Genomic DNA, 24,176 nt, shown 5'->3' on the forward strand with positions numbered 1-24,176 from the left:
AAAATCTAATTAGTTTTCACAAATAAGCTTTCTGGTTGTTTCTGATAAGTATGCTTTTACAATATTGTATTCCCTCTTTCTGAGTTTTTCTAAAAGATACTTTTTCAGAAGTCTTGGCTCCTTTGTTACCTCATATCCTTTCAAGAAATAGTTTTCATCTTTTTCAAGATAGTACATAATTTCATAGTATTCTGGCAGGCGGTTGCTTACATTTTCCATTTTTGCGCGTAAAAGATTTTCAAGGTCTTGTCTTACAACACCTTTCGGAATACCTGTTCTCAAATAGTTGTAAATAGTCAAGCAGGATTCTATGTCGTTAATATTCCTGGACTTTGCAATCTGTTCTTCAAAATAATTTTCTATGTCTTCGAATGCTTGGCCGGCGTAAAGGGCAATATCCATGTGGGGGTCCTTTTGCAACATCCGGAGGTATTTCATATTCTCCTCGACATCAATACCGTGTGTTACGTATGTGACAAGTTTCTGAGTAACGGCCTTCTTTTCAGTTGTGTCTCCAATAATAATAATTGTTTTCACCGGGAGAACTGATTTTACAGTTTCGTCGATATTTAGCCGGATCTCCGGTGGTAGTGGTATGTTGAAGAAGTCTTCAATTTCTTCATTTTTCAAAGGGATAAAGAATAGCCAGGATAGTGGATAAGCTAACACGAAAAGAACAACTTCCGGTAAATTTTTTCGCTCGATGTAAAAAAGAACTGCAGAAATGAGTATGACGATAAGGTTCTCTAAGCGGAATCCATAAAAAAGTATGGAGAAAAGGTTAATGAAAACTATAATTTGGTTGGTACCCGAAATTATTTTAGAGCTTAATTGTTGGCGTTTGTTAATAGAATTCTTTCTGATATTTCTCATCTCTCCGGACCCTTTGAAATCTGCATTTTTAACATACCTCGATTTCATATTTATTGATCAACCTCTCAAGTATTTTTGCCTTTCCTTGAGCGTCGCAGACAGCTAAGAGGGCTCTTAGGACAATTTTACCATTTGTAGGGTATGCTACTAGCACATCGGATTTTCTGAAAGTGTTTACTATGGAGTTGTGGTATTCGGATTTGTAGGTTATACATAATTCCTCATAAGGTATGCCAAATCTTTCTTTTCGTTTCTCGAAGACTTTCTTCTTTTTAATGTAATAATTTTCGTCCCAAGTTCCGTCTGGTTTTTTGTAGACTTCTTCCAGAGCTTTCTCTTCTTGCAGTATTGTCCTGACGTTTGCATACAACCAACCTGCAACAGCACTTATGTATTTTACAAGAGTTTCTGAAAACTTTTCTGGCGAAACATCTTCAACAACGAAAACACCAAAGGCATTTGATTTTTCACCAATTACCACGGCAAACCAAGGCTCGAAGGAAGTTATATCTGCTTTCATTATAACTTTGGGAAGCGTTGAATATCCGTTTTGAAGAGCATCGTAAATGACTCTGGATTTTGTTGTATCGAGTGAATTTGGTAGTCTTTTCTGACCTATGCCAGCTACATACCTCATGAAATTCCCCTCGCAGCGGTAGAGATGAAGATTTTCGAGTTCGAAGAACTCAGCGATAATTTCGACAGCCCTCGTAAGCATTTCATCTACATCTAGTATTTCCAATTCTCTAAGCCTTTCAAGTAAAACTATCAATCCTTCACCTTCAAAGTAAATTCTCATTTGTAATTGAGAGATGACTACTCTCATATCGCCTATAGCAGAAAGTAGCTTCTGGTTTTCCAGCTCCAGTCTTTTCTTATCGTTTTGTAAATCTCTAATCTTTTTATTAAGCATCTCACCAACAACTCCAATTATGAGTCCAACAACAATGGTAAAAATTGAAACGGTATTTAAACTCAGTCCACCAATGTTTTGCACTTGTTTGAAAAGTGTTAGTAGCAGTAACTGGAATATCGAAATCGATACTAAGAAAGGCAGTAACCCATATCTTGCGGACCATATGAAGATGAAGGCAACAAGAAAAACAATTGTAACTGAAGAGCTTATAACAGAAGTGAGGTGCAAGGTAATCACTATAGCAAATGATATTATCAGTTCCAACAGTTGGAACAAAAAGCTTTTCAAGTTTGTAAAGTTGTTTTTTTGAATGAGTTTTTTCAATGCTTTGTTATTCCATAGTTTGGGAGTCTTATGTTTTCCTGTATCATTCAGTTTCTTCAAAATATTTGTTTTCGTGGATAATCACCTGCCTTAAAGGAAGAGATAGTCTGTTTCGTATGAACTCAAAGTGGAGCAAATCTTTGTATACGGCTCTGAATTTTGTCCAGCTGTAAATCACTGCTATGATGAATCCTATAGCAAATCCAATACCGGGGAAACGTATGATAGTTAACATCGAGAATACGAAGTTAATTGTGAATGCGATTATGGAAGCATACATAGGAATATCTGGCAAATCAAAGTAATGAGCAATCAGTGAAACGTAGAGAAAAATACCGTTCGCTGCAGCTCCCACAATACCAAATCTTAAGGCTTTAAGACCATAATCGTTTAACAACAAAGCTTTTGCAAAAGGACCCGAGAGTATTAAGCCAGAAAGCATAAAAGCGAATTGGACTGAAAGAATGAGTTTTGTGGTTGCGTATAAGTTATTATCGAGTGTTTCTTTGGCGAGCTTGATATATGTAAGTGTGCGATTTTCTTCTATCGATTGGTAGAAAGCCCTGTAATTAAAGTAGAAATCAGTTTCTAAGTTCAGCACAAAGAGTGTCAGCGTTGGGACAATAAAGAGATAAGAAATGAACATAGGGATATCATACTGAGGAGCAAAAATGAAACCTTTTGAAATTGAGTATTTGAAATAAGACCATGCGATGAAATCGTCTATCCAGGCTGCCATATAAGTTATGAAACCCGAAACGGCTTGTTTTTTGTATTTTTTTACGGCTTCCAGGAATAGAAGTTTGGTCTCTTTGGAAGGTTTCACAACAAACAAATAGCGCCTTATAAACAACTGGAGCATTGAAGCTATAAACATCAGTCCGAAGTTGTAACCCAAATAAGAAAAGTATTCGCCTCTAAATTTAAAAAGATAAACACTTCCAAACAGACTCAGCAGACTTCCGAATAAAAAACTGAGTACAACAGGAGTAAAAACCCTTATTGCCGTTATGAAAATGACTTGTACCCAAATGATTGTCAAACTTGTTAGAGAATATGAAAACAGAAATATTTTCCAAAGCTCTGTAATTTTATTTATTAGGAAGAAGACAGTTAGGAAAGTTGCGGAAGAAAAGACTGCATATCCAAGAGATGAAATGTAAAGCCCATATATTTTTTCGAATTCCTTTTTGTAGATTAAATCCGCTAGAAACCTCGTTACAGAAGTGGAAACACTGCCGAAGATTATCGTGGAAAAGATAAACGTGTATATGATTGCCGAAATAAAGAACGGTATCTCATTTTGCGGAATGAGTAATTGAATAACAACAAGAGTGACAGAAGACATTATCCAAGGTCCAGCACTAACATTTGCTGAATAAAAGAAACTGAATATATCAGAAAAAAAAGAGTTTTTACTTAACAATTTGTTGAGTTCAAAACCAATCCCCGCCATATTTACCCCTTTTTAGGAAATTATTGGTTACATAGAAATTATAACACAATGTGTGCATAAATAAAAAATACCCCCGGTCCATTATCCGGGGGGTCTTGAAAAAGTTTTTCAACTCTTCCAAGGGGGGATAGGGGGGTCGCTGCACATATATTATCAGATATGTAAGGTAAAGTTTCAAGTATCGCAGTGTTAATGGAATGATACGGTTAGTTCAAATTCATGTTTAGATAAACTAGGTTTGAAGGTTTCGCATGGGTTTTTAACCATTTTTGGGAACAACCTATGTGTTGTTAAGTATAAATGTAGGCACGCGCCATATAAGTTTGCATTGAAATTTGTTTTGGTGTATAATAATTAAAAAACACAGTAGGTTAAGCTTGCTTTTTTTCGAACATTTTCCATTATTTCATATATATTCGGAGGTGAACGGTGTGGTGGTCGTTTACTCGGCAGTCCTGCTTGGAGGACTAGGTTTTGCTTTTGGGTTGTTTCTTTCATATGTTTCTGAAAAGTTCAAAGTCGAAGAGGACCCAACGGTCAAGCTCATTTTAGAGGCTTTACCTGGAATAAATTGTGGTGCATGTGGTTATCCTGGATGCGAAGGTTACGCCAAAGCTATCGCCAAAGGAGATAAGCCTGATAAATGTTTGCCAGGTAAAAAGTCTGGAGTTGAAGAAAAAATCAGGCAGATACTTAGTCAGAAAAATAACTAACTGCTGATTTCTGGAACGTTTTGCTAAAAATTAGAACCTATATATCTTGGGGGATAGGGGATGGGGTTGGATACTTCGCTGAGTATTGTTGCACTTTCTAAGGTTTTTAAGAAGAATATTACGCAGATAGAGCAATATCTGCATTATGAGCCAACAATCTTTGAAGATTTTGAGAACTCCTCGCGGGAATTTTCAGAACTGATTACCAGATTGTCGATTTATTTGCGTGAAACAGGTACTAAGCTGATAACTTACTGGGATGAAGAGTATCCTCAATCGTTAAAGAACATACCGGACCCTCCGGTATGTTTATTTGTTAAAGGAAAATGGGAGTATTTGTCGTATAATCTTTTCGCAGTTGTTGGAACGCGTAAGATGACTAGCTACGGCAAACAGGTAACAGAAAGATTTGTTAGCGAAATTTCAAAACATTTTGTAATCGTGAGCGGTATGGCTTACGGAGTTGATACCATAGCACATTCGAGTGCTTTAAGGTTGAACAGACCTACCATTGCTGTGCTTGGATGTGGCGTGGATGTGGTGTATCCTAAATCAAATAAGATGCTTTACGAACAAATAATAGATAACGGGTGCGTAGTTAGCGAATATCTGCCTTGGGAATCGCCTAAGAAATTCACATTTGTAGAGAGAAATAGAATAATATCTGGTCTTTCGGTAGGTGTATTGGTCACCGAAGCTGGTGTTGAAAGTGGTGCGCTCATAACGGCAAAGTACGCTATTGAACAAGGAAGAGATGTTTTTGCAGTTCCAGGAGATATCTTTAGAACAACTTCTCAGGGGACAAATTACCTTATTAAAAGCGGAGCCTTTGTTGCAACCGAACCTTCTGATATACTTGAATACTACGGCTTTAAAGACCACAGAAAGATAGTTGAACTGACGGATGATGAAGCTCAAATCTTCGGTGCCATTGAAAGTGAGGTAACAATAGAAGAAATGTCAGAAAAACTAAATGTCCCAATCTCGCAAGTTATGCTCATTTTAACGACTTTGGAGCTCAAAGGTCTTGTTTACAGGACAGAACGCAATACGTATGCAAGGGCTAGGTAAACATTAAAAACGGTGTAATAAAACGCACGGCAATATGCGGCGGTAATATCGAATATCGATTGTTAGAGATGTTTTTGCGAACGTATGGAAGGAGGCGAAAATATGCGCCTTGTTCACACAATAGCGGAGATGAAGAAGATAGTGAACGATATCTTGAAAAGCGGCAAAAGTATAGGCTTTGTGCCCACAATGGGGTATCTTCACAAAGGACATTTGAGTTTAGTGGAAGCGGCACGCAAAGAGAACGATGTTGTTGTTGTCAGTATATTTGTCAATCCCACACAGTTTGGGCCAAATGAAGATTACAACAGGTATCCACGTGACCTCGAGAGAGACCTGAGGTTGCTGGAACCAATAGGTGTAGACTATGTATTCAATCCATCCGTTGAGGAAATGTATCCAGCCATGTATTCAACGTATGTCGAGGAGGTTGAGCTTTCAAAGTATCTGTGCGGTGCAAGTAGACCGGGGCACTTTAGAGGAGTTTGTACCGTTGTGACAAAACTTTTCAATATAGTGAAACCAACGAAGGCTTATTTTGGGCAAAAAGATGCCCAGCAGTTCAGAGTATTGAGAAGAATGGTAAGGGATTTGAATATGGATGTTGAGATGATAGAGATGCCCATCGTTCGGGAAGAAGACGGACTGGCTATGTCTTCAAGGAATGTATATTTAAGTCCAGAAGAAAGAAAAGAGGCAACGAGGTTGTATAAATCGCTTCTGAAAGCCAAAGAGCTTATCGAATCTGGGGAACGTGACGTACAGAAAATAAAGAGCGAAATGTTAAAAATACTCGACCATCCACTTTTGAAAGTTGACTATGTAGAGATAGTTGATGAAGAAACATTGAAACCGGTTGAGAAAATAGAGAGGAAAGTCATTGTAGCTCTAGCTGTTTTTGTTGGCAAGGCAAGGTTGATAGACAACATGATTTTTGAGGTTTAAAACAAATAATCTTTAGCCAGGGAGGTCTTGAAGTTGATATATAAGATAGTCTACGGAGAAGCTGACGCAGGGAGTTTTGCAGTGTTGGGTAGATACGCAAACAAGATTTCGACAGCGAAACCTGAAGAATTTGACTCTCTCTTCAAAGATTTGTGTGCTCAAGTTGAAATTCACGATGGTCAAGAGTTCTTCGTTGTGAAGAGACGATATCATGCTGATGGATACTTCTTCGGCTTTGGTGATAAAGTAGGTCCACTTGATAGAAATGGACGAAAATACATCTTCTGGAATACTGATAATTTTACACATCATCCAGGTGCAGACCCGCTTTACAAGTCATTCCCGTTTTACATTTACGTCTCAAAGGATTTAAAAACCAAATATGGTTGTTTTACAGACTACCCAGGGTATTTAGAGATAGACTTGAATTCGAATAACGACAAAACTCTTACTTTTAAATCGAAAGCTAAGGGATTTGTCCAGTATATAATCGTCGAAGATTCAATAAAAAAGATTTTGGAACAGTATCTCAAACTGACAGGCAGGAACGTTGCGTTCCCTATTTGGGCGTTTGGGTATCAGCAATCGAGATGGAGCTATTTCAACGAGAATGAAGTCTTGGATATTGCCAAAAAGTTTAGAGAGAAAAAAATCCCTTGCGATGTGATTTATCTTGATATAGACTATATGGAAAAATACAAAGTCTTTACTTGGAGTAAAGAAAACTTCCCAAATTACAAAAATATGCTGGAATCACTCCACAAAGATGGATTTAAAATAGTGTCGATTCTTGACCCTGGTGTAAAGGTGGAAAAAGGATATTTCGCATTTGAAGAAGGGAAGAATAAGTACTTTTTAAAAGACTACAGTGGAGAAGATTTTGAAGGTGCTGTTTGGCCTGGAAGAGTTAGATTCCCTGACTTTTTGAACAAAAGCGTTAGAAAGTGGTGGGCGAAGAATGCGAAGAAGTATTTAAATGACGGTATAGATGGTTTTTGGAACGATATGAACGAGATAGCAATATTCGCCACGGAAAAAGACTTGGAAGAGGCAAGGGAAAAGTTAAAACATGCAAAATTGGAAGATGGCATAAACCTCGCAGGTATGTTGGGGACTATAGGCGAGATTGGACGCAGAGGACACGGAGAAGACATTTTACATCTTGATGAAACCCCGCACTGGAAAGTGAAAAATGCATATGGGTTGAACATGGTGCGTGCCACATCTGAAATGCTCCAAAAAGAGAATAAAAGACCGTTTTTGATAACTCGCTCAGCGTATTCTGGCATTCAGAGATATGGTGGTGTGTGGACCGGCGATAACCATAGTTGGTGGGAGCATATTCTCCAAGAGATAATTAGGTTGAATTCACTAAGCCTTGCAGGTGTATTCTACAGCGGATGTGATGTCGGTGGGTTTGGTGGAGATGTGAACGCACAACTGCTTATTAGATTCATGGAGTTCGGATTATTTACTCCAATGTTTAGGAATCATTCAGCTATCGGAACAAGAAGGCAAGAACCTTGGGCATTCGGATCAGAAGTGGAAGAGATACTAAGAGAGGTAATAAGATGGAGATACAAACTTATTCCTTACATTTACACACAATACATGTTTGGCGTTCTCAAAAACAGGCCCCTCATGAGACCTCTCTTCTACGATTTTGAACAGCTTGAAGCTTTCAACATTGAGGATGAGTATTTATTTGGAACAGATATCTTGGTTGCTCCTGTATACCGACCGAACATACAAAAACGTTTGGTTTGGTTGCCAAGAACAAGCATAGGAATTTTTGATAGGAAAATTTACAAAAGAGGATGGAACATAGTAGAGACTCCAATCCATTATATTCCAGCGTTCCAGATTAGTAACTCGGCAATACCGATGATTGAACCAACGGATTACGTTGACTTATCGAAAGTTGACAAGATATACTGGAAAGTGTTCAAAACATCCCAGAAGTCAAAAGTTGTTGGCTATTTCTACGAAGATGATGGCACCTCACTTGAGTACAAAAGAGGCGTTTACAACTTAAAACAGGTCGTAATAAAAGATGGATATCTGCGAATAAAAACATTGAACAACAGATTTCCAGTGAAAGAACGCGAATGGGAATTTGAGATTATTGACCAGAAGGGTAATTTTAAGAAAGTTAGTGTAGTGGTGAGTAGTGATGGAGAATATAGGATTCCAATCGAGTGAACCTTTGAATTTTGAAACACTCAGAGATTTTGTGGAATACGTCCATAGCAAGCTTAAGGAAACGAACATCTTATCACAAAGATACAGATTCGTTGCTGATGTTGTTAAGGTGAAACCATACAATGGAGCATTGTATATAACCGTTTCCCAAGAGGGAGTCGATGGAAAGAAGTTTGAGCTTACAGTTATCGTATGGAAGCATCTTTTGAGAGGGATTATGAACTATCTTTATTCTTTTGGAGTTAAAGATATTTACGATTTAGAGCACAAAAAATGGGAGTTTCAAGGAAGACTTTCTTTTTATCCAGATAGATTCCAGTTCAGTTTTTGGGCAGATTCAATTGCACCACAAGGTGAATCCGATATATTGAAAAGACGACAGAGAATAAGGGAAGAATTAAGAAAGCAAGGCTTGTTAATGGAAGTGACGCACGAACTTTCGGAGCTGGAACCTATCAGATTGATTGCGGTGATTACATCAAAAACAGCGCAAGGATATTTTGATTTTCTTTCGAACCTGTTAGTTCCAGATATCTATCGACCTGTAATACATCTATACGAATCTTCAATGCAGGGAGTTTCAACAGCGCAAGAGGTTATCTCTGCCTTGAATAGGATCGAACTTTTCTGCAGAACAAACAACGTGAGATACGATGTAATAGCCATAATCAGAGGTGGTGGAGGACCTAGTGATTTAATGTTTTTCGACGATTTAGAACTTGCCGTTCGAATCGCTTACATGAATAAATATATCCCCGTTTTGACCGGAATTGGTCACGAGAAAGACGAGACCGTGGCAGATTACGTTGCTTGGAGACGGTTTCCTACTCCTACTGCGGTGGCAAAGGAAATCTCAAACCAGTTGAAAGGTTATATAGACGATATGGAGCAAAGCTACAGAGAACTAAAACAAAAAGTAGGTGCCGTTATTGGGGTAACTGAAGCCAGAATTCAGTCGGGAATTTTTAACGTATTGAGTGATGCATTTAAAAACAACATATCAATATTGGTTCGGAATATAAGAGAGTATGCCAAATATCTCACAAGTAAGGTAAGTTTATCTGAATTCGAGGACAGAATCTCTTTTGATTTTGTAAACAACATTTCGAAGAGATTGGAGTCAAAGTTTTCCGAGTCAGAACGATTAATTGCTGATTCATTACACGCAATGAGTAAGGATCTTTCGATTAATATAGAACAAAAGACAAGTGAATTGATAAGTTTTGAAAACATCTCTGCCGTCGTGGATAAGAATTATTTGTCATTCTACAGTAAAACAGAGCAGATGAAAATGGAACTCGAAAGTATAGGAGGACCTTTGAAGGCGTTAGCTGTTGGCGGGGCTTTAATCACGAAAAATGGCGAAATAGTTAGTAGTATAAAACAAATAAGTAGTAACGATGTTATTAAGATTAATTTTGTAGATGGTCAGGTAACTTCAAAGGTGATTTGAAATAGCTTAAGATGTTCATAATCGTCTATAATCAAAAGGGAGGGCTTAGAAAGATGAAAGTTACAGAAACATTTGATATTGAGAGGATACTTGCGTTAAATGAGGAAGAAATCAACAGCCTAACATTTAAGGAACTAATGCAACTAATAGACATGATAAAAAACTACTTTATATCATCAGAGTTGGATATAGAAAAACAGATAGAGCTTTATGCAAAGGCTATACTGCTTCTTACAAGAGCGAGAGAAAAGCTTATCGCGATCAAAAAACAAAAAGAGGAAATAGATAAGAAATACGAGGACTTCCTGAAAAGCGTTGAAGAATAAGATATTTGAAATAATTCTAAAATTCTAACACAATGCTGGATTTAGTAGCAGGTGGGAGAGAATAGGAGGGGGTATATGCGCGAAAAAACTGATAGAGATTTCTTTAGAAAATTTCCGCTTCTCTACGTCTTAGTTTTCTCCATCGGTGTTATTTTACTCTTCTTCGATTTCTCATTTCTATCGTTTCTCCAAAATTATATGACCATTGTTGAGTTTGCAAAAATAGGGGTAAGTATTATTTTAATTGCTTCAAGCATCTTTGAAATCATTTTTTACCTTTTCAGCTTTATTCCACTCTCAAAGTATGACAGAAATTTTGAAGAGTTAAAAACTCTCGTTGTTAGCCAAATCAGAGAAAAAGGTCACAAAATTCTTGGTGAATTTCTCTCATTCCGTCCATGGATGACCGACGAATACTTTGTGAAATCCAACCATGGGGTTCCAAAGTATTTTTATCCCGTCTATTATGTTGTAATTTCTGTTGCTAACAATATGCTGTACATCAACGAAGTTCGTTTTGATATCTTGCACAAGTCTTATCACATTGTTGGTTACAGTATTATACCTTTGAAAACTATTCTTTCGGCAGGTTTAGTCCAGGACAAAATCCTTTTCTCTACAGCTTCTGGTGAAGATTCTTCAACTGCGTATTTTTTGGAAATTCGAAGCTTAGGCGGAACCGTTAAGGTCCCGGTTTTTGAAGAAGAAATAACTAGCAGATTTGGGGATATTAAAAATATCCGTGACGAAACTATCATCAAACTAACGATTATTATCCAAACACTTACTCAACAAAAAGTAATTTGAGAAACTTAGCGGTAGACTTTTAAAAAATCGAGCATAGTTGCTTTTATGAAGAATTAAATTCTCTTTTGAAAAAAGAAGTTGAAAAACCTCTCTATTTGGCGAAAAAAATCAAATTCAAGCAACTTGTAAGTTACAATCATATTGTGGTATAATATGTATCAGTCAATTTGAGATATGCGACCTCAGCTTTCTTGGAAATTGGAAAAGTTTTAAGCTGAAGCAAATTGAGTTCTTAAAGATAAAGCATAGAAGGAGGACTGGTAGATTTGGACCCCATTCTCAGTGTTAGAAACTTAAGCACATGGTTCTATCTTGAAGAAGGAGTTCTTAAAGCAGTCAACGATGTTTCATTTGATTTGTCTCAAAACGAAGTTTTGGGGATTGTTGGTGAAACAGGTTCTGGAAAAAGTATTACAGTTAGAAGTATCATGAGACTTATTCACCATCCTGGTAAAATTGTGAACGGTCAGATTATATACAGAGGCCGTGGAAAAGAAGAAGATATTGTAAAGATGGACGAAGATGAACTTACCGAAATACGTGGTAAAGAAATATCGATGATTTTCCAAGACCCACTTACATCCTTGAACCCACTTTACACGATTGGTGACCAGCTAATGGAAACGATTATGCAGCATCAACATGTTGATAGAGCAACTGCATGGAAACTTGCAGTTGAAATGTTGGAAAAGGTTCAAATTCCCGAACCGGAAAAGCGAATGAACTCGTATCCTTTTGAATTTAGTGGTGGAATGAAACAGAGGGTTGTTATCGCTATCGCACTTTCGTGTAACCCGAAGATACTTATAGCTGACGAACCAACAACAGCACTTGATGTTACCATACAAGCCCAGATTCTTGAGTTGATGAAAGACCTTCAGAAAGAATTGAAGACGGGGACAATTTTTATCACTCATGACCTTGGGGTTATTTCTGCGATGGCTGACAGGGTTATGGTAATGTACGGTGGAAGACAGATGGAATTAGCCCCTGCAGAAGATTTGTTCCACAAGCCGATGCATCCATACACTAATATGCTCTTAAAATCCATCCCAAGGGTTGACATAAAGCAGGACAAATTAGAATCGATACCAGGTCAACCACCGAGAATGATAGATGTTCCCGATGTTTGCCCATTTGCACCAAGATGTCCAAGAAGACTTGATAAGTGTGCGAAAGAATTGCCACCATTTGCAGAACTTGAACCAGGGCACTTTGTCAGATGCTTCAACCCAGTAGAAGTCGGAGGGGATATAAATGCCAAGTAATGAGGTAATTATCAGAGTACAGAACCTAAAAAAATATTTCCCTATATACAAAGGTTTTCTTATCAAAAAGCACGTTGCTGATGTTAAAGCTGTTGATGATGTTTCTTTTGAAGTCAAGAGGGGGGAAACATTTGCTCTTGTCGGTGAATCAGGATGTGGGAAGACAACAACGGCGAGAGTCATGCTAAGACTTATTGATCCAACGGATGGAAAAATAGAAATCATGGGAACGGATATTTCCAGATTGTCAAGGGAAGAACTTTTACCTTTCAGAAGAAAGATGCAGATAGTATTCCAGAATCCAATTGGGTCTTTGAACCCGAGGATGACGGTTGGACAGATTTTGACTGAACCAATGTTGTTTCACAAGATAGTTAATTCAAAAGAAGAAGCTGAACAAAAAGCAATAGAGCTTTTAAGAATGGTAGGTTTAAAACCATTCCACATGGACAGGTATCCACACCAATTCAGCGGTGGTCAGAAACAAAGGATAGCTATTGCAAGGGCACTTAGTGTTGATCCAGAGATAATATACCTGGATGAACCAACGTCGGCGCTTGATGTTTCTGTTCAAGCTCAGATTGTCAATTTGCTTTTGAAGTTCCAAGAAGAACTTGGACTGACATATGTGTTCATTTCCCACAACCTTGCACTTGTTAGGTTTATAAGCCATCAAGTTGCAGTTATGTACTTAGGTAAGATTGTGGAGATGGGAGATGTTAACGAGGTGTTTGATAATCCTGTTCATCCGTATACAAAGGCATTGCTGTCAGCTTCACCAATTCCAGACCCAGCTATTGAAAAGAAGAGAAAAAGAATAATACTTACAGGAAACGTTCCGAGCCCGATAGCAAGACCAAGTGGTTGTTTCTTCCATCCGAGATGTCCATTCAAAATGCCTATTTGTGAGAAAGAATATCCAGAGATGAAATCCGTTTCTTCAAACCACCAGGTTGCATGCCACCTGGTAGATAAAAGGGAGGTGTAGGTATGAGGAAGGTTCTCGTGTCACTTTTGTTGACTTTTGTTGTTTTCTTTGCATTTGCCAACTACCTTGGTTACGACGCAACGGGTAAGAAAGGTGGAACACTCATTCTTCCAACATTGAGCGGTCCAAGGACATGTAACGATACTGTGTCCAAGGAAACAAGCTCCTCAGATGTTATTGCTATGTTCATGGGATGGGGTGGAGTCCTTATTGAAAGGTCGGCTATCGATGGAAAGTTCTACCCCGCGCTTGCAGAAAAGTGGGACGGTCCAAGGCTAACAAAAGATGGCGGTATGGAAATCATTTGGTACCTCAGAAAAGGTGTAAAGTGGAGCGATGGCACACCATTCACAGCAGACGATGTTGTCTTCACACTCAATGAAATCTACACAAATCCTGATATCCCAAGTTCATACAAGGATGTTATAAGAAGTACAAACGGATATTTACCAAAAGCGACAAAGATTAACGACTACACTGTCAGAATGTACTATCCAGAACCATTCAGGCTTGCTCTCAGATACCTTGGTGGAATGTACATATTCCCAAAACACAAGGCGGAAAAATGGGTCAAAGAAAAGAAATTCGCAGAATTCTGGACAGTTGATGCAATCAACAAGAAGGAAATTGTCGGTTTGGGACCGTTCATTCCTGTTGAATATGTGCCCGACCAATACGTAAGGTTTGTTGCAAACCCGTACTACTGGAAGAAGACAAAAGATGGTGTACAACTTCCATTCTTGAAAGAAGTTGTTTACAAGATAATTTCCTCGCAAGATGCACAAAAACTTGCGTTTGAAAAAGGCGAAGTTGATATCTACTCACCAAGAGGAACAGAATTCAACTACTTCAAAGAAAACGAAAAGAAATTCAATATCACAGTTCTTGCATACGGTCCAGCATATGGAACACAATTCATTACATTCAATTGGAATAACAAAGATCCAGCAAAGAGAGAATGGTTCAGAAATGTGCACTTCAGAAAAGCAGTTGCATACGCAATGGACAAGAAAAAGATGATTGATACGCTCTTCAATGGTCTTGCAATTGAACAATGGTCACCAGTTTCCATGGCATCACCATACTACAATGAAAAAGTCACTGTAAAATACCCATACGACCTTAATAAGGCAAGAGCAGAACTCAGACTTGGTGGATTCAGCTGGGACAAGAATGGTAGACTTATCGATAGCAAAGGAAGACCTGTGAAATTCGTTATTGAAACGAACGCTGGTAATACAGTCAGAGAAGGTATGGGTAACATTATTACAGCTGCTCTCAAACAACTTGGTATGGACGTTACGTTCGTTCCAGGCGACTTTAATACACTTGTTAACAGGATGCTCAACGTTGGTGACTGGGACGCAATTATCATTGGTTTGACTGGTTCTGATGAACCACAAGGTGGTAGGAACGTTTGGTCAATTGAAGGTTCGCTCCACTTCTGGAACCTTTCACCAAAGGTTGCTGACTGGGTTGATCCAAATGCCTACTATGTCCCAGATTTTGAAAAGGAAATTGATAAGATATTCGCAGAAAACGTTAGAATTCTTGATGAAAACGTTGTGAAGGACTACTGGGCGAAATTCCAGAAACTTGCTTCCGAAAACATACCGCTTATTTACACAGTTAACTCACTCAGGCTCTTTGCATGGAGAAACACAGTTAAGAATGTCAAGATTACAATGCTTGGTGGAACAACCTGGAATCTTGACTGGCTCTGGAAAGAAGAATAATTCTCAAAAACTATGTTTATCGGGCGGGCTTTCGCCCGCCCATTATTAGATTTTTAATGTTCTGATGGTTTTGTAAGTGTTTTTCAGACATCAAATTGTGAAAGGCATGCTAAAAAGGTGAACAAAGGAGAGGTGAACTGGGTTGATAAAATACATCGCACGCAGGCTTATCATAATGTTGCCAGAGTTGTGGATAATAACAATCATAGTATTTGCACTCATACAACTATCACCTGGGACTTTCTTAGACCAGTACAAACTTGATCCATCTGTTTCCGCAGAGACACTAAAAGCTATGGAAAGAGAACTTGGGCTGGACAAACCGGCCATTGTTCAGTATTTCTACTGGCTTGGTAAAGTAGTTAGAGGTGATTTTGGTTATTCGTTCTATTACAGAAGACCTGTCGCTTCTCTTATTGGCGAACGTTTACTTGGAACGTTTGTCTTGTCGCTCTACTCATTTGTTTTATCATGGATCATAGGCGTTGTTTTAGGTATTGTATCGGCATTGAAGAAGTATACGCTTACCGACAAAATTCTAACAGTTATCGCATTCAGTGGTCTTGCACTTCCAGGTTTCTTCCTTGCACTTGTACTTTTGTATATGGCTGCACGCACTGGTTGGTTCCCAATCGGTGGTATGTATAGCCCAGAAACATCCCGACTCGATGTATGGAATGCATTTAAAGATATTTTCTGGAGAATGCAATTACCGGCCTTCACATTGACATTCGGTGGTTTTGCCGGTTTGATGAGGTATATGAGAGGTTCGTTACTTGATGTCCTTAATGAGGATTATGTTGAATTTGCTAGAGCGAAAGGAATGCCCGAAAGGGTTGTTATATACAAACATGCTTTAAGAAACGCTATAAACCCATTAATTACAATGTTCGGATACAGCCTCTCAGGTTTATTGAGCGGTGCTGTTATTACTGAAACCATATTCTCCTGGCCAGGACTCGGTAGGTTGACATATCAAGCGTTATTGCAAAAAGACTACTATGTTGTTATGGCAAGTACTGTTATTGGAACTGTTTTGCTTGTTTTAGGAAACCTTGTTGGTGACATACTGCTTGCGGCGGTTGACCCGCGCATAAGATACGAGTAATAAGGGAGGCTTTGAGATATGGCTGAAGATAAAAAGAAAAACATCAATCAAGTTCCTCAGAATGATTCTAACGCTACCGTTGAAAGTACAGAGAGCATAGATTTCGAAGAAGTTTACCTTACGCGTGGGCAACTGATGTGGCGAGCTTTCAAGAAAAACAAGCTTGCAATGTTTGGTATGTGGGTTCTTATCATTATGTATATTGCAATGATTTTTGCAGACTTCTTGGCACCATATAACCCATTTACACAAAATTTGAACCATTCTCTAAAGAAACCTACGACGGTTATGATGAAGTATAAAGTTCCAGACCTTAAAACAACGATGGCGCCGTATGTCCTTCCGGAAATTAGCTATATCGATAAATTGGACTACACTCAGAATTTTAAGACCATGCTGTTCCCAAGCAGGATAAAAGTTAAACTGAGCGATGGAACAGAGCTTGCGATAATTGATAAGCATGTTGTTGAAATAAAAGAAGATGGAACAATTGTTCCGAAATACCTTCCAAAAGGAAGGAAACTTGACGAAAGATTTGTTCTTGCAGAATCGATTAAGCTTGTTGTTAGAACAATTGGTTATGCCCAGGTGGATGGTCAATGGGTGCAGTATAAAGATGAAACAGAAGATTTGGATGCACTTGTCTTTGGAGTAGATGACAAGATATTAGAGCAGGGTAGGAACGAGAGGATAACAAATTCAAGAACTGCAAGGTCTTTTGTTGCCCAAAACGAAGGTTGGAAGTTCGGCTTCTTTGCAGCAACCGAACAAGAAGCTATGGAACGTTTGACTGCCGTAAAGCTTGAACAAGCACTTGTAGGTATCAAATATTACGACTCAGATTTTAACGAACACGAGATATCACTTGATGAAGCTAAAATTGTATCCTACGATTACAAATTCTACCCCGTAAAATGGTTTGTTAAATCTTGGGGACCAGACAAGACTGATCCAGGAAGAGTAGGGTATCTTTTCTGGGTTATTCCTCTTCACTACCATCTGTTTGGCGTAGATAACTACGATAACAATGAATATGTGTCAATAAACATATTCGGTGCAGACAGGTACGGTAGAGATGTTTGGAGCAGAATTATTTTTGCGTCAAGAATTTCATTGACCATAGGATTCATAGGTCTGTTTGTTACATTGACGCTCTCACTCTTCTTTGGAGCGCTCGCAGGATTTTATGGTGGGCTTGTTGACGAAATTATCATGAGATTCTGTGAAATTTTAATGGCAATTCCGGGATTCTATTTGCTACTTTTACTCCGTGCGGTGTTACCAATAGACCTACCAAGTTCCCAAACGTACATGCTCTTGATATTCATTCTTGCATTCCTTGGTTGGCCCGGTAGAGCAAGGATTATCAGAGGACAAATTCTGGCGGAAAGACAAAGAGAGTATGTTGAAGCTGCAATCGCGCTTGGGTTCCCAGATACACGTATTATGTGGAGACACATCATACCAAATCTTGCAACATACATTATCGTAAGTTCAACACTTTCAATACCAGGTTACATCCTTGGTGAAGCCGGTCTCTCTTATCTTGGTCTTGGTATTAGGGAGCCCTCAGCATCTTGGGGTAATATGTTGACTGCTGCACAGGATGTTTACATACTCGAAAAGGCTCCTTGGTTGCTCATTCCAGGTGCATTCATATTCATTGTCGTCCTCGCGTTTAACTTTGTTGGTGATGGTCTCAGAGACGCATTTGACCCAAGAGCGCTTGGATGATCATAAAAATAAAATCAGGAATATTCCAAGTAAAAAGTGGCGGGTTTCCCGCCACTTTTTACTTACCGAATTTTTCAGTTGTCATACTTTAACCAATCAACAATCTCTTGCACATAACCAAACGCTAGTGCAACGACTGTATCAGCACCACCGTAATAAATAACAAGACGTCCTGTATCTCCATCAACAAGACAGGCAACTGGAAATACGACATTTGGGACGTCACCAACGCATTCATAAAGCATTTGTGGTGATAGCAAATAAGATTTTGAACGTTTGATAATTTTCCAAGGTTTGTCAAGGTCCAGTAATGCAGCACCGAAACTGTATACATATCCATTGCAGGAGAGCAAAACTCCATGGTAGAAAAGCAACCATCCCTCGCTAGTTTCTATAGGAACAGGGCCAGCGCCTATTTTCAATGATTGCCAAGGTGTGTAACCTGCACCCATAACGAATCTATGCACCCCCCAATGAATCATGTCTGGACTCTCACTGTAGAAAATATCGCCAAAAGGAGTATGACCATTATCCGATGGTCTGCTGAGCATTGCGTATTTTCCATTAATCTTGCGTGGGAATAGGACACCATTCCTATTAAACGGTAGAAAAGCGTTCTCGATTTGGTAGAATGTTTCAAAATCGAAAGTGTATCCCACTCCTATTGTTGGTCCATGGTATCCGTTACACCAAGTAATCCAATATCTATCTTCGATGAAAACTACGCGTGGATCGTATTTGTATTCACTTTCTACAGGCTCTCGCGTTTCCTGGATGAATTCAATAGGTTTGTCCTCTATTTTCCAATTAATCCCGTTCTTACTAAAACCTCTACGTAGGTTCATCCTTCTTTGTTTATCATCTACCCTGAAAACACCAGCAAAACCTTCTTTGAAGGGCACAACCGCACTGTTGAAAATGCTGTTAGAATCCTTCGCTTGGTCTCTTTGGATGATTGGGTTTCTGGAATATCTCCAAACGACGTCACTGCAACCTTCTGGTCTATTTTCCCAAGGAATATTAGGCAGACTTTGAGTAACTATCTTCATATAAATCCCTCCGTTGGATAAAGCATTCGATTTATTCTTTGCTTTCTCCAACCACGGCTGTTGCCAATGGTTCGATCCAGTTTTGAGACCATCTATCGTATATGCCGAACCCTGCACAAAATTCCCAGTACGCATACGAAAATCCAAATTCTTCCGCCATTTTTCGCACACTTTCGGTCCACTTAACCCTTGAATCCATGTCTGCTTTTGAATAAGCACCGAATTCACCAAGAAAGATTGGCACTTTATTTTGCTTTGCCCAATCGCTCACGTATTTGAAATGACTTCTGATTTGGTTGATTTCCCATTCCTCGCCATTCCACTTGACTCCAACAGGTGGAGTGGGATTAACCCATTCGGCACCCTGATGTGTGAAATTGAAAGGTTCGTAGTAATGGAAGGAGACTATGATGCGTTTGTCGTTGACTAATTTTAGACTTCTCACTGCGCTATAGTGTGCCCAGTTTGGAGCATCGATAATGACAATCCGGGTTGGATTGCTCTCCCTGATAACTTTGAGCACTTTTGGATAAAGTTCGTTCCATTTTTCAGCTGTCAAATTCTGAGCAGGCTCGTTGTAGATTTCAAAGAACAGATTTTCCGGGTAATCTTTAAAGAATTTTGCAATCTGTCTCCAAATTTCCACCAAGACATTGCCGTATTTATCCGGTTCTTGATAAAGTTCTTCAAAATGGTGCGTATTGATGATTACTGTTAGATTATTCTCAAGAGCCCTATCGACAACATGCTTAACTCTTTCGAGAAAATTCCTGTCAATATCATATGGTGGCTTTTCGGATATATGTGCTGACCATCTTATGGGAATCCTAACAGAATCAAATCCCCTTTTCTTTATTATCTCAAAATATTCATCCTCAATTCTTACTCCCCAAGCTCCTTCGAAAGGAGCTTCTAAAGCATTTCCAATATTTACTCCTTTACCTATAATTTTGTTGTATTCAAGTGCTGAGTTGCTATCACTTTCAGCAACTGACTGATCCATGCTATTCACTCCTTTGTTTGGTTCATTTTTTCCACACTGAGTGGATGAGATTAGGAGCATAACAAGAAACAGGATGCAAATAAGAACATATCTGAAGTGTCTTTCTACCATACTACTCACCTCTTATAAATCAAACTCTTCACTTTACAACAGCATTTGAAATGTTCTTTACCGACGCACGTTCAACAATTTTTGTTGGAAGAACAACGTTTCGATGTATCTTCGGTCCTGTTCCTAGGATTCTTTCGATGAGAAGTTGTGCAGCCGTTTGTCCCATTTCCCACCTTGGTTGATGTATTGTTGTTAGTGGTGGATACAAAAATTCCGAGTATGGGGCGTTATCAAAACCAATTATCGATACATCTTCTGGAATAGAGAGGCCTAATTCTCTCAAAGCTCGCATCGCACCTATCGCTGACCAGTCGTTTATGCAGAAGACTGCGGTGAAATTCTTTCCATACTTTTTCAAATGGTTCATAACTCCTTCATAACCATGTTCTGGTTCGTATCCTTCATTTTCGCTGAAATAGATTTCTACATCTTTGTGCCTTTCCAAGAACTTTTTTATCCCTTTTTCCCTTTGCACAGCTGCAGGTGAATAATGAGGACCTCTCAAGAAGAGAATCTTTCTGTGACCATTTTGGTAAAGGTATTTTAACGCAGTTAGGGCACCTGAAATGTTGTCTATATTCACCGAGTCGCATAGTATTTCTTCAATATAATAATCAAGAGCTACAATTGGTACACCACTTTTGATGAATGGTTCAATGTAGTTTAAACCACCTAGGAGTTCGCAAAGGATAACTCCATCGATTTTTCTTTTGAAAAACTGGTCAAGAACATGCTTTTCCACTTCTGGCATCATTTTTGGAACAGATACCATCACTTCAAAATTATGCTTGCTTGCGTAATCTTCGATTGCCATAGCGATTTCATTGTAATGATACCCTCTTAAATCAGGCAATAAGACACCTATTGTGTATAACAAATCCGATGCCTTCCGTAAAGAAGGCATCGGTTTATAGCCTAGATGTTTGATTGCCCGAAGTACCTTCCTTCGAGTATCTTCACTGACATTTTTCGCACCATTTAATACCCTTGAAACCGTAGCAATTGAAACACCTGCTTCCCTAGCAACGTCAAAAATGTTGGGCATTCAAACACCCCTTAACTATTTTCATTGGTTTCTTAGAATTTCATCAAATTGTAAGGGTCGTATCCTTTGAACTGGTCTATACTTCTTGTCCTTGCGATTTCTCTGAAAACATACATCGAAGGTCTGGGGATATAGGTTTTCTTTTCCAAATCCGTATAAGCAAGTCCGAATCTTTTACTGTAACCTTTTGCCCATTCGTAATTGTCAATTATTGACCAATGTAAATATCCTCGTACATCGACACCTTCGTTCATCGCCTTTTCAACAGCATAAAGGTGCGAAATAATTACTTGTGAGCGGTATTTGTCTTTCTCATCGGCAATACCGTTCTCTGTTACTATTAATGGTTTATTGTATCTTTCGTATATAGCCTTGAGCAAATAGTAGAGTCCTTCGGGATATATTTCCCATCCGAATTCACTAGCTGGCCTTCCTGAAAGTGCAAAACCGCCTTCTGGACAAGCGTATCCGTAACCTCTAACCGTATACCAGTTAAGCTCGAAATCTTTGAAGTTAACAGGGGTAGGTAATTTGTCAATGACGGAGCGAGTGTAATAGTTAACCCCGATATAATCGATTTTATCCTTTACTTGGTCCATATAATTCCAGTTTGCAAGCCACATCGCATTTTCAAATATTTCTTCATCGTTTGGTTTCAGTGTGTCAAACCATGTAAAGGAATAAATAACTCCAACTGGTTTGTCTGTATGCTTTTTAATAGCATCGTAAGCTAAATTGTGTGCTAAAGCTTGATTTTTAAGGCTCTTGATATACCATTCTGGATTGAAATAGTTCGGTGGGAAACCTGCCATTATTTGGAAATATCCAAGCTGTGCTACAACATGTGGTTCGTTCATGCTTGACCAATAGTCAACAATATCACTGAATTTCCATGCGATGTATTCCGCGTATTTTGCAAATTCTTTAGGAGTATCATCACTTACCCAGCCAAGCTTATCCGTTGGTTTGCCTTTGCGCACCGCAAATGGATCATGGATCCAGAGTGGTAGTGTGAAGTGATTCAAATTGACAAATACTTTTAGACCTTTTGCCTTCATATCTTCCATCATTTTTCTATAATGTTCAACAGCTTCTTTATTTGCAATTTCGTCCAATTTTTCGAGCATCCCTTCCCCAAAAGGAATCTCTTTCGTAGAAGTTGGGAATATTCTCGACCATTCGATACCAATTCTTAAAGTATCCATCCCAAAATCGACTGCAAGTTGATGAATTTTTTCGTAGTTTCTCCAATACCAAGCACCATTTTCTGGTAAATCACCACTCACAATACCATTTAAAAGATTTTCGAGGTCTCTAACCCAGACAAACCAATCAGTCTGGGTATCGAGCTCTTTAATATCATTTGGATTCCCCATTTCAAACTGGAACCCAGAAAGTGACGCACCGAACATAAATGACTTTGGAAACACAAATATCCCTCCTCGTATAATAAGTTCGGTAAAAATTAAAATTGGTCTTTGAAAATTGAATGCATATTTTTTAACACCTCTGGTAAAATAGTTTCAGGTTGCCCCTCCTTGAGACTTTGTTCTCTTAAATAAGATTGCCTAACTAGAGTACAGCTTTTTACTTGCCGGAAAATGTTTTGCCTCGTTTTCTTATGTACCGCGAGGTTGTAAGGCTGTACTCAATCCGGAGGTGATTCCTTTGGCTATTTTAGCTATTGATGTCTCAAAGAACTATCTTTCTTTCTTTTCTGATTTCATCGGTAGTGGGACTGTTGAGAACTCTCCTCAAGGTATTGTTGAACTTTTTAACAAAGCTTTTGCTTCTTCTTCCGATTTTTCTCTTGTCCTTGAATCAACTGGTGTTTTTTCTTTTAATGTCGCTAACTTCTTCTTTCAAAACAACGTACCTGTCTTTTGGGTTAAAACTGATAACATTAAGCTCTATCGCAAAATTCTCAATCGTCCTAAAACTGACAAAATCGATGCTGAACTTATTTTCTCTATCGCTTCTAAATTTCCTGAGTCTTTAGTCCCTTTTGTCAATAACTCATATATCATCTCTGAGCTTCGTAATCTCACCAGACTTTATTTAAAGTTCAACGAAGATATCGCTCGATTGAAACTTAGGCTCTATTCGTATGTTTCTCTTTATTTCCCTAAACTTGACTTTAAACTAAATAAGACTTTCGAATGCCTGCTTAAAGATTATACAATCGAAGAAATCGCAAACATGCCAATTGAAGAGTTATTTGAATATATTGCGAAAATTTCCAGACACAATGTCTCTTCACAAGTCTTAGCAGAAAAACTCCAAACTCTTGCTAAAGATGCCTTGAGGTTGTCTGTTAATCCTTCAAACACTCTGAGAATATCTATTGTTTCCACTATCGATTTGATACAGCACTATGAAAAACAAATCGAACTAGTAAAGAAAGAAATAAGTAAATTACTTAAAGTAATTTCGAACACACTAACAACAGTCAAAGGGATAGGAGAAATAACTGCAGCTGGAATTATAGCCGAAATAGGAGACATCAATCGTTTCGAAAAAGCCTCAGCGTTAGCATCATACGCAGGGCTTGTATGGACAATCAATCAAAGTGGAAATTACAAATCAGAAAACAACCAACTAACGAAAAAAGGGAACAAGTATCTAAGAACATACCTAGTAATGGCAGCGAACGGAGTAAAGACATACGATCCTGTATACAAAGAATATTATCGCAAAAAGTACGCAGAAGCAACAACACACAAACACATGAGAGCGCTAATATTAACTGCAAGGAAATTAGTAAATTTAGTGTATTATTTACTAAAGAACAACGTACCGTATGTACCGATGAAATAGGTAAAAAGAACGAAATCAAGTATGTGAAGAATGAAGGTGAAATATTAAGTTATTGAAAGTCAAAGTGTTGACTAGGTTTTTTATTTTTCTATTTTTTCTCCTCTTGACTTATTACCGGAAATCTTGATTAGAATATTGTTGACTACAGTTTTCACAAATAACTGGATAAATATGGTTGTTTTTAATGATACCTTTTGACGACTTCTAAATCAGAAAAAGGTGATATGTCCT

20 protein-coding genes are annotated in these 24,176 nt (G+C 38.5%); 13 read left to right on the forward strand and 7 right to left on the reverse strand.

Annotation, left to right across the window (positions count from 1 at the left end):
* Window positions 1-9 precede the first annotated feature (9 nt).
* The 3 genes from FERPE_RS08955 to pelG are packed head-to-tail and all read right to left on the reverse strand — an operon-like array spanning window position 10 to window position 3,569.
* Window positions 10-921 carry a hypothetical protein gene (locus FERPE_RS08955; RefSeq protein ID WP_014452304.1) on the reverse strand — a complete coding sequence of 304 codons (912 nt, stop codon included), beginning with the start codon at window positions 919-921 and terminating at the stop codon, window positions 10-12.
* Window positions 902-2,113: a GAF domain-containing protein gene (locus tag FERPE_RS08960; protein ID WP_014452305.1), complete on the reverse strand. Its 1,212-nt coding sequence runs from the start codon at window positions 2,111-2,113 to the stop codon at window positions 902-904. The genes FERPE_RS08955 and FERPE_RS08960 overlap by 20 nt, the downstream gene beginning before the upstream one ends.
* 43 nt (window positions 2,114-2,156) lie before the next feature.
* Complete coding sequence (gene pelG, locus FERPE_RS08965; protein ID WP_014452306.1) at window positions 2,157-3,569, reverse strand: exopolysaccharide Pel transporter PelG; 1,413 nt, start codon at window positions 3,567-3,569, stop codon at window positions 2,157-2,159.
* Window positions 3,570-4,000: 431 nt separating this feature from the next.
* Between pelG and FERPE_RS08970 the strand changes: the two genes are divergently transcribed.
* The 12 genes from FERPE_RS08970 to FERPE_RS09025 all read left to right on the forward strand — a co-directional run bounded on the left by FERPE_RS08970 (window position 4,001) and on the right by FERPE_RS09025 (window position 17,920).
* Window positions 4,001-4,282, forward strand: a complete 282-nt coding sequence (locus tag FERPE_RS08970) for an RnfABCDGE type electron transport complex subunit B (RefSeq protein WP_014452307.1) — start codon at window positions 4,001-4,003, stop codon at window positions 4,280-4,282.
* A gap of 60 nt (window positions 4,283-4,342) precedes the next feature.
* Window positions 4,343-5,353: a DNA-processing protein DprA gene (gene dprA, locus FERPE_RS08975; RefSeq protein ID WP_014452308.1), complete on the forward strand. Its 1,011-nt coding sequence runs from the start codon at window positions 4,343-4,345 to the stop codon at window positions 5,351-5,353.
* 102 nt (window positions 5,354-5,455) lie between these two features.
* A complete protein-coding gene (gene panC / locus FERPE_RS08980; RefSeq protein ID WP_014452309.1) occupies window positions 5,456-6,298 on the forward strand; it encodes a pantoate--beta-alanine ligase in 843 nt (280 codons plus the stop codon).
* A gap of 33 nt (window positions 6,299-6,331) precedes the next feature.
* On the forward strand, window positions 6,332-8,500 hold the full coding sequence (locus tag FERPE_RS08985; protein ID WP_014452310.1) for a TIM-barrel domain-containing protein: 2,169 nt from the start codon (window positions 6,332-6,334) through the stop codon (window positions 8,498-8,500).
* A complete protein-coding gene (gene xseA, locus FERPE_RS08990) occupies window positions 8,472-9,953 on the forward strand; it encodes an exodeoxyribonuclease VII large subunit (RefSeq protein ID WP_014452311.1) in 1,482 nt (493 codons plus the stop codon). The genes FERPE_RS08985 and xseA overlap by 29 nt, the downstream gene beginning before the upstream one ends.
* 53 nt (window positions 9,954-10,006) lie before the next feature.
* Complete coding sequence (locus tag FERPE_RS08995; RefSeq protein ID WP_014452312.1) at window positions 10,007-10,279, forward strand: hypothetical protein; 273 nt, start codon at window positions 10,007-10,009, stop codon at window positions 10,277-10,279.
* A gap of 75 nt (window positions 10,280-10,354) precedes the next feature.
* Entirely contained in the window at window positions 10,355-11,086 is a 732-nt protein-coding gene (locus tag FERPE_RS09000; RefSeq protein WP_014452313.1) for a hypothetical protein, read from the forward strand.
* A 266-nt stretch (window positions 11,087-11,352) separates the two neighbouring features.
* Window positions 11,353-12,354: an ABC transporter ATP-binding protein gene (locus FERPE_RS09005; RefSeq protein ID WP_014452314.1), complete on the forward strand. Its 1,002-nt coding sequence runs from the start codon at window positions 11,353-11,355 to the stop codon at window positions 12,352-12,354.
* Window positions 12,344-13,342: an ABC transporter ATP-binding protein gene (locus FERPE_RS09010; RefSeq protein ID WP_014452315.1), complete on the forward strand. Its 999-nt coding sequence runs from the start codon at window positions 12,344-12,346 to the stop codon at window positions 13,340-13,342. The genes FERPE_RS09005 and FERPE_RS09010 overlap by 11 nt, the downstream gene beginning before the upstream one ends.
* A 2-nt stretch (window positions 13,343-13,344) precedes the next feature.
* A complete protein-coding gene (locus tag FERPE_RS09015) occupies window positions 13,345-15,078 on the forward strand; it encodes an ABC transporter substrate-binding protein (RefSeq protein WP_014452316.1) in 1,734 nt (577 codons plus the stop codon).
* Window positions 15,079-15,220: 142 nt separating this feature from the next.
* Window positions 15,221-16,186 (forward strand): ABC transporter permease, encoded by a 966-nt coding sequence (locus FERPE_RS09020; RefSeq protein WP_014452317.1) that lies wholly within the window; start codon window positions 15,221-15,223, stop codon window positions 16,184-16,186.
* A gap of 18 nt (window positions 16,187-16,204) precedes the next feature.
* Window positions 16,205-17,920, forward strand: coding sequence for an ABC transporter permease (locus FERPE_RS09025; RefSeq protein ID WP_014452318.1), 1,716 nt, complete (start codon window positions 16,205-16,207; stop codon window positions 17,918-17,920).
* A 74-nt stretch (window positions 17,921-17,994) separates the two neighbouring features.
* Here the strand turns inward: FERPE_RS09025 and FERPE_RS09030 are convergent, their stop codons facing one another.
* The 4 genes from FERPE_RS09030 to bgaS all read right to left on the reverse strand — a co-directional run bounded on the left by FERPE_RS09030 (window position 17,995) and on the right by bgaS (window position 22,558).
* Window positions 17,995-18,969, reverse strand: a complete 975-nt coding sequence (locus FERPE_RS09030) for a glycoside hydrolase family 130 protein (RefSeq protein WP_014452319.1) — start codon at window positions 18,967-18,969, stop codon at window positions 17,995-17,997.
* A 31-nt stretch (window positions 18,970-19,000) separates the two neighbouring features.
* Window positions 19,001-19,972 carry a glycoside hydrolase family 5 protein gene (locus FERPE_RS09035; protein ID WP_245530410.1) on the reverse strand — a complete coding sequence of 324 codons (972 nt, stop codon included), beginning with the start codon at window positions 19,970-19,972 and terminating at the stop codon, window positions 19,001-19,003.
* Window positions 19,973-20,111: 139 nt separating this feature from the next.
* The gene (locus tag FERPE_RS09040; protein WP_014452321.1) at window positions 20,112-21,128 is read right to left on the reverse strand and encodes a LacI family DNA-binding transcriptional regulator; all 1,017 of its coding nucleotides are present in this window, start codon (window positions 21,126-21,128) and stop codon (window positions 20,112-20,114) included.
* 32 nt (window positions 21,129-21,160) lie between these two features.
* Window positions 21,161-22,558, reverse strand: coding sequence for a beta-galactosidase BgaS (gene bgaS, locus FERPE_RS09045; protein WP_014452322.1), 1,398 nt, complete (start codon window positions 22,556-22,558; stop codon window positions 21,161-21,163).
* Between the two features lie 238 nt (window positions 22,559-22,796).
* Between bgaS and FERPE_RS09050 the strand changes: the two genes are divergently transcribed.
* Complete coding sequence (locus FERPE_RS09050) at window positions 22,797-23,945, forward strand: IS110 family RNA-guided transposase (RefSeq protein WP_011994508.1); 1,149 nt, start codon at window positions 22,797-22,799, stop codon at window positions 23,943-23,945.
* Window positions 23,946-24,176: the final 231 nt, after the last annotated feature.

Origin of the sequence: Fervidobacterium pennivorans DSM 9078, from assembly GCF_000235405.2 — a bacterium.
Lineage (GTDB): Bacteria > Thermotogota > Thermotogae > Thermotogales > Fervidobacteriaceae > Fervidobacterium > Fervidobacterium pennivorans.

Bases quoted from the DNA above. Each gene is read 5' to 3' on its own strand.
- FERPE_RS09015 (WP_014452316.1), top strand. From the start codon at position 13,345: ATGAGGAAGGTTCTCGTGTCACTTTTGTTGACTTTTGTTGTTTTCTTT.
- FERPE_RS09010 (WP_014452315.1), top strand. From the start codon at position 12,344: ATGCCAAGTAATGAGGTAATTATCAGAGTACAGAACCTAAAAAAATAT.
- FERPE_RS09035 (WP_245530410.1), bottom strand. From the start codon at position 19,972: ATGGATCAGTCAGTTGCTGAAAGTGATAGCAACTCAGCACTTGAATAC.
- FERPE_RS09000 (WP_014452313.1), top strand. From the start codon at position 10,355: ATGCGCGAAAAAACTGATAGAGATTTCTTTAGAAAATTTCCGCTTCTC.
- FERPE_RS08955 (WP_014452304.1), bottom strand. From the start codon at position 921: ATGAAATCGAGGTATGTTAAAAATGCAGATTTCAAAGGGTCCGGAGAG.
- FERPE_RS08995 (WP_014452312.1), top strand. From the start codon at position 10,007: ATGAAAGTTACAGAAACATTTGATATTGAGAGGATACTTGCGTTAAAT.
- dprA (WP_014452308.1), top strand. From the start codon at position 4,343: ATGGGGTTGGATACTTCGCTGAGTATTGTTGCACTTTCTAAGGTTTTT.
- FERPE_RS09030 (WP_014452319.1), bottom strand. From the start codon at position 18,969: ATGAAGATAGTTACTCAAAGTCTGCCTAATATTCCTTGGGAAAATAGA.
- pelG (WP_014452306.1), bottom strand. From the start codon at position 3,569: ATGGCGGGGATTGGTTTTGAACTCAACAAATTGTTAAGTAAAAACTCT.
- FERPE_RS09025 (WP_014452318.1), top strand. From the start codon at position 16,205: ATGGCTGAAGATAAAAAGAAAAACATCAATCAAGTTCCTCAGAATGAT.
- panC (WP_014452309.1), top strand. From the start codon at position 5,456: ATGCGCCTTGTTCACACAATAGCGGAGATGAAGAAGATAGTGAACGAT.
- FERPE_RS09040 (WP_014452321.1), bottom strand. From the start codon at position 21,128: ATGCCCAACATTTTTGACGTTGCTAGGGAAGCAGGTGTTTCAATTGCT.
- xseA (WP_014452311.1), top strand. From the start codon at position 8,472: ATGGAGAATATAGGATTCCAATCGAGTGAACCTTTGAATTTTGAAACA.